5 protein-coding genes and 3 pseudogenes are annotated in these 9,413 nt (G+C 58.5%); 3 read left to right on the top strand and 5 right to left on the bottom strand.

The annotated features are described in order from the left end of the window. Both ALO64_RS02620 and ALO64_RS02625 read left to right on the top strand, forming a co-directional pair. Nucleotides 1-873 (top strand): annotated as a pseudogene (locus tag ALO64_RS02620) (NEL domain-containing protein); the annotation flags it as partial. A gap of 40 nt (nt 874-913) precedes the next feature. Then, nucleotides 914-2,028 (top strand): annotated as a pseudogene (locus ALO64_RS02625) (GNAT family N-acetyltransferase). Nucleotides 2,029-2,223: 195 nt separating this feature from the next. Here the strand turns inward: ALO64_RS02625 and ALO64_RS02630 are convergent. The 4 genes and pseudogenes from ALO64_RS02630 to ALO64_RS02645 form a co-directional block, all read right to left on the bottom strand. Further along, nucleotides 2,224-4,056, bottom strand: coding sequence for an ABC transporter ATP-binding protein (locus ALO64_RS02630; protein ID WP_005732280.1), 1,833 nt, complete (start codon nt 4,054-4,056; stop codon nt 2,224-2,226). A gap of 102 nt (nt 4,057-4,158) precedes the next feature. Continuing rightward, complete coding sequence (locus ALO64_RS02635) at nt 4,159-4,722, bottom strand: peptidylprolyl isomerase (RefSeq protein WP_044345244.1); 564 nt, start codon at nt 4,720-4,722, stop codon at nt 4,159-4,161. Nucleotides 4,723-4,840: 118 nt separating this feature from the next. Further along, complete coding sequence (locus tag ALO64_RS02640; protein ID WP_408002893.1) at nt 4,841-5,632, bottom strand: alpha/beta hydrolase; 792 nt, start codon at nt 5,630-5,632, stop codon at nt 4,841-4,843. 13 nt (nt 5,633-5,645) lie between these two features. After that, nucleotides 5,646-6,559, bottom strand: a pseudogene (locus ALO64_RS02645) (LysR family transcriptional regulator). A 67-nt stretch (nt 6,560-6,626) separates the two neighbouring features. Between ALO64_RS02645 and ALO64_RS02650 the strand changes: the two are divergent. Continuing rightward, nucleotides 6,627-6,941 (top strand): hypothetical protein, encoded by a 315-nt coding sequence (locus ALO64_RS02650; protein ID WP_002554784.1) that lies wholly within the window; start codon nt 6,627-6,629, stop codon nt 6,939-6,941. Between the two features lie 303 nt (nt 6,942-7,244). Here ALO64_RS02650 and ALO64_RS02655 read toward each other — a convergent pair. Continuing rightward, nucleotides 7,245-9,413: calcium-binding protein (locus ALO64_RS02655; RefSeq protein ID WP_162232056.1), on the bottom strand; the 2,169-nt coding region annotated here is incomplete at its 5' end.

A 9,413-nucleotide genomic window follows, 5' to 3' on the forward strand; every position in this document is an offset into this window, starting at 1 on the left:
TTTGCAGCGCCTCCTTAAGACCTGGCTTGGCAGTGCGAGTGGTGAGCAACTGGCTGCACGGACAGAGCTTTGGCATAACGTGCAGGACTGTTCCGGTTCTACGGATTTTTTCAAGTGCTGAGCGACCTGACCACTTCAGCAGACTTTTTCAATGATCGTAAAGCGCTCACGACACGGGTCTGGACGATGATGGAAGCGGCTGCTGAAAATGGGGAGCTGCGTCGGCAATTGTTTGATCTTGCCGCCCATCCTCAAACCTGTGGCGATGGTCTGGCGTTAGTATTCGGGGACATGGAAGTTCGCGTTGGGGTGTTCGCGATTACGTCATCCACGCCGGAAGCCGCACGGCCACTGGAGCTGTTCAAGATGACCCGCAGTCTCGACCGTCTCGATGAGGTGGAAAAAATTGCCCGTCGCGATATTGCTCTTCGGATGAAAAGCAATAAAACGGTAGATGAAGCCGAAGTACGACTGGCCTATCGAACGGGTTTGCAGGTACGGCTTGGATTGGCCAGCCGGTCCAGATCCATGCTGTTCAGGACTCTGGCGGGGGTGAGTGACGCCGATCTGGATTCCGCCTACCGCGAGATAATTGCGCGTGAAAGTACTCCTGCGTTTTTCGAGTCACTGATTGCCAGGGAGTTCTGGATGGATTATTTGGAAATCCGCTACGCCCACGAGTTTGAGCCGGTAAAGCGCCCTTTTGCTGAGCGTCTCGCCGTTCTGGATGAGCTGTCGCCGGATATGCAATCCGATCAACAATACCTTGACCGGGTAAAACAGATCACCAAGCAACGCATGCGTGCGATCAAGGCGTGTGCGATCAAACTTTCCATACAGCTTTCGGACGCTGTGAACGCAGGGCCTCAATAGGGGATACTCTCCATAACGCCTGACAATCCGGGGAATCTGCATGCCCGTTCACGTTATCGACAACCTAAGCACCGTTGCGCCTGCTCAATGGGACGCACTGGCCGTTCCTGCGGCATGCCTTTCTCAGCGCACTGGAGGACAGCGGCAGCCTCGGGCCACGCTCCGGTTGGCGTGCCGAACATGTGCTGCACTACGAAAACGATCAACTGGTTGCAGCATTGCCGGCCTACCGGAAGTGGCACTCGTACGGCGAATATGTGTTCGATCACGCCTGGGCAGACGCCTGCCGTCGCGCCGGAATCGCCTATTTACCCCAAACTGTTGGTCGCGGTGCCGTTCAGCCCGGTTGGCGGCTCACGCATCCTGTCGGCAACGCCTCAAGGCGGCATGGAGTTGCTCAGCGAGCTGCCGGCCTATCTGCAGAGCGAGGGGCTGTCGAGCGCCCATGTGAATTTCACCGACCCGGCTGCCGATGCCTTGCTTGAATCGCAACCGGGCTGGCTGCAGCGCTTTGGTTGTCAGTTTCATTGGCATAACCGGGGTTACCGCGACTTTCAGGACTTTCTGGACGCATTGAGTTCGCGCAAGCGCAAGCAGATGCGCAAGGAGCGTGAACAGGTGGCGGGTCAGGGCATCGAGTTTGAATGGCTCGAAGGCGCGCAGATGAGCGAAGTGCTGTGGGACTTCGTCTACGCCTGCTATTCCAATACCTACGAAATTCGCGGGCAGGCGCCATACCTGACACGCGAATTTTTCAGTCTGCTGGCCGAGCGCATGCCCGAATCGATCCGCGTGGTCATCGCCTTGCAGGGCTTACGGCCTGTGGCGATGGCTTTCAGCCTGATCGGTGACGATAGTTTCTACGGGCGCTACTGGGGTTGCCTGGCCGAGTTTGACCGACTGCACTTCGAGACCTGTTTCTATCAGGGCATGGACTACGCCATCGCCCATGGTCTGCAACGATTCGATGCCGGCGCTCAAGGTGAGCATAAATTGATTCGTGGCTTCGAACCGCAGATCACCCGGTCATGGCATTACCTGATGCACCCAGGGTTGAAAGACGCGGTCAGTGAGTTTCTCGAGCAGGAACGCGTCGGTGTACTGGCGTATGCCGATGAGGCGAGGAGTGCGTTGCCGTACCGGCAGACGGAGTAGCGGAGGATATGCCTTCCCACGTGGAGCATCGGCGCGAGACTTGTGACGCGGAGCGTNNGAGCGTCACGAAATGCATGCCAACGCGGAGCATTGGCACGATAGTCATGGGTATACATGGCAGCGGGTAGATCACTGGCCTCTGAAGATCCTGTGGGAGCGAGCTTGCTCGCGAAGAGGCCAGCAATCTCCCCATCCTCAATCCACCCCTACAAACCCCCCCGTCTGATGCTGCCACAACCGCGCATACAGCCCGCCGCGGGCCAGCAGTTCGGCGTGGGTGCCGGTTTCGGCGATCTGGCCTTTTTCCAGTACCACCAAGCGATCCATACGGGCGATGGTCGACAGGCGGTGGGCGATGGCGATGACGGTCTTGCCTTGCATCAAGGTTTCCAGGCTTTCCTGAATCGCTGCTTCAACTTCCGAATCAAGTGCCGAGGTGGCTTCATCCATGATCAGGATCGGTGCGTCCTTGAGCAGCACACGGGTGATCGCAATGCGCTGGCGTTGACCACCGGACAGCTTGACGCCGCGCTCTCCCACATGGGCATCAAAACCGGTGCGGCCTTCGGAATCCGACAACTGCGGGATGAACTCTTCGGCACGGGCCTTGCGGATCGATTCCCAGAGCTGTTCGTCAGTGGCGTCAGGATTGCCATACAGCAGGTTTTCGCGAATAGAACGGTGCAGCAGCGACGTGTCCTGAGTGATCATGCCGATCTGCGCACGCAGGCTTTCCTGGGTAATCTCGGAAATATCCTGACCGTCGATCAGGATCCTGCCGCCTTGAACGTCATACATGCGCAGCAGCAGGTTCACCAGCGTCGACTTGCCGGCGCCTGAAGGCCCGATCAAACCGATTTTCTCGCCCGGTTTGATGTCCAGGTTGAGGTTGTGAATGATCCCGTTGCCATTGCCGTAATGGAAATCAACGCCATCGAACCGGACGCCGCCGTTTTCGATCTTCAGCGGCAGCGCGCCGGGCTGGTCATTCACCGTGACAGGCTGCGAGATGCTCTCCAGGCCGTCCTGCACGGTGCCGATGTTCTCGAAAATGCCATTGACCACCCACATGATCCAGCCGGACATGTTGACGATACGAATCACCAGGCCTGTGGCCAGCGCGATGGCCCCCACCGAGATCATCGACTGGGTCCACAACCACAGGGCAAGCCCGGTGGTGGTGACAATCAGCACGCCGTTCATGGTGGTGATGGTGGTGTCCATCGATGTGACGACACGGCCAGCCAGCTGGCTTTTCTCGGTCTGGTCACGCATCGCTTCACGCGCATATTGCTGCTCATGATTGGTGTGCGCGAACAGTTTCAATGTGGTGATGTTGGTGTAGCCGTCGACTATCCGGCCCATGAGCCTGGAGCGCGCATCGGACGACTCCACCGAGCGTTGCTTGACCCTGGGGACGAAGTACATCAGCGAGAGTATGAACGCCACGATCCAGGTGCCCAGCGGTATCATCAGGCGCCAGTCAGCCTCGGCGAACAGCACCATGGCGCTGATCGCGTAGATCAGTACATGCCACAGCGCATCCACCGATTGCACCGCCGAGTCGCGCAGCGAGTTGCCGGTCTGCATGATGCGCTGGGCGATACGCCCGGCGAAATCGTTCTGGAAGAAGTTGACGCTCTGTTTGAGCACGTAGCTGTGGTTTTGCCAACGAATCAGGTTGGTCATGCCGGGGCTGATGGTCTGATGCACCAGCAGGTCGTGCAGGCCGACGAAGATCGGGCGCAGCAGCAGGGCCACCACCACCATCCAGATCAGTTCCGGGCCATGAACGCTGAAAAAATCCTTGGGCGGCGTGGTTTGCGCCAGGTCGATGATGCGGCTCAGGTAGTTGAACAGCGACACCTCGATCAGCGCACCGATCAGTCCCACGACCAGAAGCGCGAGAAACGTCGGCCATACCTGACGCAGGTAATACATGTAAAACGCGAAGACGGTGTTGGGAGGGGCAGGGGTAGGGGCGTCTTTGAAGATATCGATCAGTTTTTCAAAACGACGATAAAGCATTGGCTATCACACCCACGCGACGTGGGTTCTCCTTGATAAGTGGAGGCTCTCCCGTCCAGCCCGCACAAAGCCCGAAGGCTTTATGCGGTGAAGGTTTCCTGCTTAGTCGACGCGTTTGGCGGACTTGATCAGGATCGGGTCGATTGGCACGTTTTGCATGCCTTTCGAAGTAGTGGCGCGGGCGTTGACGATGTTGTCGACCACGTCCATACCCTTGACGACTTTACCGAACACCGCGTAACCGAAGTCACGTGTGCCGTTGTCGAGCATGGCATTGTCGTTGGTGTTGATGAAGAATTGACTGGTAGCCGAGTTAACGTCCGAAGTACGGGCCATGGCAATGGTGCCACGCACGTTGTGCAAACCGTTCTGTGCTTCGTTCTTGATCGGGTCCTTGGTCGGCTTCTGAACCAGTTGCTGGGTGAAACCGTCACCTTGCACCATGAAGCCCGGAATCACACGGTGAAAAATGGTGTTGCTGTAGAAGCCGCTGTCGACGTAACCCAGAAAGTTCTGGGTGCTGACCGGTGCCTTGGTGTCTGCGAGTTCGATTTCAATCTGGCCGAAGCTGGTATCGAGTACCACGTGCGTGGCTTTATCCGGAGCAGCCATCAGGTTGGCGGCGAACAATACGGAGCAGGCGGTGAGGGCGATTTTTTTCAGCATGTGGCAACAGGTCCTTCGGTAAGAGATATCGACTGTGGCCGGCAAGGTAACCACGTTTGGCGTTCTTTGCCCAGCGTGTTAGAGGGTTTGCGCGGCTTCATGCCATCAGCCAGCGCACCTATGGGCTGCACAAGGTTTTCAGACTCCAATGCTGGCCATGAATTCCAGCAGCGTGCGATTGAATTGCTCGGACTGGTCGAGTGGCGTGGCATGCCGGGAGTCTTTGATGACCAGCAGCCGCGCATTGGGCAGGCGTTTGACGTAAGCCTCCTTGAGCGAGACCGGTGTGTAATCGTGTTCGGCTGCGATGATCAGCGTCGGGCAGGTAATGCGCCCCAGTTTGTTTTCCACGCCCCAGCCGACAATGGCATCGAAACTGGCCAGATAGGCGCGCTTGTCGTTCTTGCCCCAACGCTCGGCCATCTTGCGCCGCAGGTCGGCCTGCTCCGGCTTTGGAAACAACAGCTTGCCTATGCATGCTGACGATGCGTGACAGGGTCCAGCGTCTGGCCAATTGCCAAAGGTCGCCTGCGCTTCTGACCTTGACCTGTGGCGCGCTGTTGACGATGCGCAGGCTCTTGAGCAGGTGCGGTTGATCGACCGCCAACTGAAAGCCGATCATCCCGCCCATCGACAGGCCGATCAGGTGTACCGGACCCAGACGAAGGTGTTCGATCAACGCCTCCACGTCATTGCTCATGGCCTGAATGCTGTAGCGCCCGTAGGGTTTGTCCGAGCGACCATGGCCACGCATGTCCATGACGATGACGCGGTATTGACTGGCCAGTGCCGGGATCTGATATTCCCAGTCCTGACAGCTGGAACCCAAGCCATGTAACAACAGGACGGGTTCGCCCAGACCGTACTCTTCATAGTGCAGCGAACAGTCGTCGTGTTCGAAAAAAGCCATGTGCCTACTCCTGTCAGGCGTGTTGGGGAGCAGTGAGTGCCGTGGTCAGTGGTGCGGTGTCGAACGTGCGGATCAGATCGATGAGAATTTGCGTGGCCGGGCCCAGCGACCTGTCCTTGCTGGAGTAAAGATAGAAGGTCGGGTTGCGGCTGCCGCCCTTGTCCAGGCGCAGCGGCTTGAGCAGCCCCTCGCGCAGTTCACGCTCGATCATGTGGCGAGGCAGCCAGGCGAAACCCAGGCCATTGCTGACGAAGGTGGCGGCTGTACCGAGGCTGCCGACCGTCCAGCGCTGCTCTGCGCCCAGCCAGCCGAATGCTGTCTGCCTGAGTCGCGAATCACCACCTGCAGCTGACTTTCCAGGTCCTGAAAGGTCAGTTCGCGATTGGCCTGGTGCAGGGCGTGGTCCGGATGAGCGACGGCGACGAACTCGACGGAGCTCATCTCGGTGCCCAGATGCCCGGCAATGCTGTAGCCGCTGATGGCCAGGTCCGCGACGCCTTCCAGCAACACCTCCTCGACACCCGAAAGCACTTCTTCACGCAACCGCACCCGGCAGCCTCGGCTTTGCGGCATGAACGCGGTCAACGCCCTGACCAGGCGTGCCGAAGGATAGGCCGCATCAATCACCAGCCGCACTTCTGCCTCCCAGCCCTGTTCCATATGGTGGGCGAGGTCTTCCAGTTGGCTGGCCTGTTTGACCAGTTGCCGTGAACGGCGCAGCAGTACGCCACCGGCGTCGGTCAGCACAGCCTTGCGTCCGTCAATGCGTAACAGCGGCACGCCGAGTTGTTCCTGCATGCGCGCCACGGTGTAACTCACCGATGACTGCGACCTGTGCAGCGCCTCGGCGGCCTGAGCAAAGCCACCGTGGTCGACTACGGCTTGTAATGTGCGCCACTGGTCGAGAGTCACGCGGGGCGCTTTCATGCTGTAATTCCTCTTAATGTGTTGGCTATTTGTTCTACTCTGACAATCCCGCTTCGGAGATCGCCGAATGAATCGACTGTGCTGTGTACTGCTGGTCATGTTGCCTGTGACGGCTTTTGCGTACCCCATCGAGGTCGAAAAGCAGTATCAGGGCGTGAAGATCGATTACGTGACGCACGACGTTTATCACAACATCGGGTCAATCACCGTCAGCAACTACGGGGATGTAGACGCCAAATGTTCGGTGGTGTTCGTCAACGGGCCAGAGGCGCCGCGAACCCGGCGTATGCAGGTTGGCGCAGGTCAGAGTGTCGACGCTTCATCCACGTTCAATCGCAGCATCATCAAGTTGCGAATCAGGCTCACCTGCCAGCCAGCCTGAGAGTAGAGCGCTCTTATGGATAAAACAAATTTATGGATGGGTTAGGCGAGGGGCTTGAAGTTTTTAATCGATAAATCGATTTTATAACGGGGTCCCCCGTTGCGTTATACGCAATTGTGGCCGAAGACTGTGGGAGCGAACTTGTTCGCGAAAGGGCCGGTATGATCGCCGAAAATGCATCGGCTGAAATACCGTCTTCGCGAACAGGCGAAGCGTCGCCGCTTCGCTCCCACGTCCTTGCGGCAGAAGCCTGAAAGCTCCTTGTTCCGGGCTTTCAGGACTTGTGCAATACGCTGGGCACAATCAGACGATGATATCGACCGCTTGCAGACTCTGCACGCCAGTCAGCTGGATTTCAAAGTCCGCCCCGATGTTGTCATCGAGATTGCCGTACAGCACCCCATCGGCGAAGCGAAGCTCGCCGGTGTTGTTGGCGCTGAACGCCGCGTTGCCAATGAACACGAACGCATCGGGTCGGGCATCGAAGCCTGTGAAGTCCAGCTTGTCGCCTTCGGCTGCCTTGAAGCCGTTTATGATGTCGCGCAGGCCGCCCAGGCCTGTCTCGTTGCTGTTGTTGAACACGTAACGGTCTGCACCGGTGCCGCCAATCAGCGTATCAGCGCCTGACCCGCCGATCAGTACGTCGTCACCCGCGCCGCCGGACAAGGTGTCATTGCCACTGCCGCCGTTCAGGACGTTGGCGTTTTTGTTGCCGGTCAACGTGTCGGCAAACTGGCTGCCAGTCAGGTTCTCTGTACCCTTGAGCGTGTCCAACCCGGAGCCGCCGGTGGCCTGTTGAGCGCTGGTGTTCAGCGCAACCGTAACGCCTGCCGTGGCAAACAGATAAGACACCGTGTCATTGCCGTCACGACCGTCCATGACGTTGTCGCCAGCGCCTGCGTAGATCAGGTTATCAAGGGTATTGCCGGTTGCGTTCGCCGCCCCTGTGCCGGTGATGACGATGTTTTCCAGGTTGGCCCCCAGCGTGTAGCTGGCCAGCGAACTGAGCACCGTGTCGATGCCGCCTACCTGCTGATCTGCGTTGGTCTCGACCACTCGGTCGGCTGCATCGTCAACGTAATAACTGTCCGATCCGTCGCCGCCGGTCAGCAGGTCGGCACCCGCTGCGCCGTCGAGAACATTGTTGCTGGCATTGCCGGTGATGACGTTTTTCAGCGCATTGCCGGTGCCGTTGATGGCAGATACGCCGGTAAGCAGCAGGTTTTCCACGTTCGCCCCCAACTGCCAACTGACGGAAGACACCACGGTATCAACCTGCGATGGCGAATCATTGCTCTCGGTGACGGTATCGAGTGCGTTATCGACTACATAGATGTCGTTGCCGTCCCCGCCGGTCATGTCATCTGCGCCCTGATCGCCATCCAGCACGTCATTGCCGGCGCTGCCCACCAATGTGTCGTCGTCACTGGTGCCGAAGATGTTGCCGCCTTCATTCTGGCCACTCTCGAAAATGGCGGTCGGGTCGTTGTTGTCGCTGGCATCGCCACGAAAACCCAGGTCATCGGCAATGAAGTCGGCCAGGCGCTGACCGACGATTTCGGCGGACTCTTCGTGCAGGTGCCAGACGTCATCGGGGTAGACCAGCGGGTTGACCTCGTAACGCAACGGCAGGTCGGTGTAGTCAACTGCCAGCTTGACGTCGGCACGCTCATTGGCGATGGCTTCCTGAGCGTTTCTGACGTATCCGGCACCCTCGACAATAGCGTTGATCTTTTCTTCGGTGTAGCCACGTGCCTTGGCCGCCTCGGTCTGATAGTGGCTGGTTTCGGCCATGTACACGGTGAAGTCGCCTATCTGCGCGTGCAGGTAATCGAACACCTTCAGGGTCGAGGCTTTGTACAGGTCGGCTGCAGCCTGCTTGTACGTGGCGCGGGCTATTTCCTGCGCGGCTTCTTCACCCTGACCCCAGATAATCCCGGTGGTCACTTTGTCGATAGCCGTTAGTGACGTCAGTTGCGACTTGAGCAGTTCGGTTGCACGCAGCAGCGCAGGGCCTGGCTGATCGGTATCCACCAGCCACCACGAAACACGCTGTTCTTCCTGCGTGCCGGTCGAATAGCCGACCACGGTGCTGCCGCCTACGGCAAGGTCGATGCCATCACCGTTGGCGTCGGTGAACTGGCTGCGCACGTCATAATCGGTGTAACGGGCCAGGTCCTTGACCATTTCCGAGGTGCCGGACTGATTGTCGTCTTCGGTCATGCGCAGCAGGCGTGCGTTGGACTGGCCAAGCGTCGGCAGATAGAGAATCTCCTGAGCCTCGCGCTGGCCGAACACGAAGTCCGCATCGGTCAGGGTGTCGATCAGGTTGCCGCTCAGGGCGATTTCGAAGCGATTGCCGTCGGCATCCGGCGTGGCGGATTTGACATAGGTCTTGTCGCCGGCTTCGTTGAGGGTCATGTACAAGGTGTGATCTTCACCGTTGCCCAGCCCCGGGAGTATCAGTTTTTT

Source organism: Pseudomonas meliae (assembly GCF_001400515.1).
GTDB lineage: Bacteria > Pseudomonadota > Gammaproteobacteria > Pseudomonadales > Pseudomonadaceae > Aquipseudomonas > Aquipseudomonas amygdali.

Bases quoted from the DNA above. Each gene is read 5' to 3' on its own strand.
- ALO64_RS02630 (WP_005732280.1), bottom strand. From the start codon at position 4,056: ATGCTTTATCGTCGTTTTGAAAAACTGATCGATATCTTCAAAGACGCC.
- ALO64_RS02635 (WP_044345244.1), bottom strand. From the start codon at position 4,722: ATGCTGAAAAAAATCGCCCTCACCGCCTGCTCCGTATTGTTCGCCGCC.
- ALO64_RS02640 (WP_408002893.1), bottom strand. From the start codon at position 5,632: ATGGCTTTTTTCGAACACGACGACTGTTCGCTGCACTATGAAGAGTAC.
- ALO64_RS02650 (WP_002554784.1), top strand. From the start codon at position 6,627: ATGAATCGACTGTGCTGTGTACTGCTGGTCATGTTGCCTGTGACGGCT.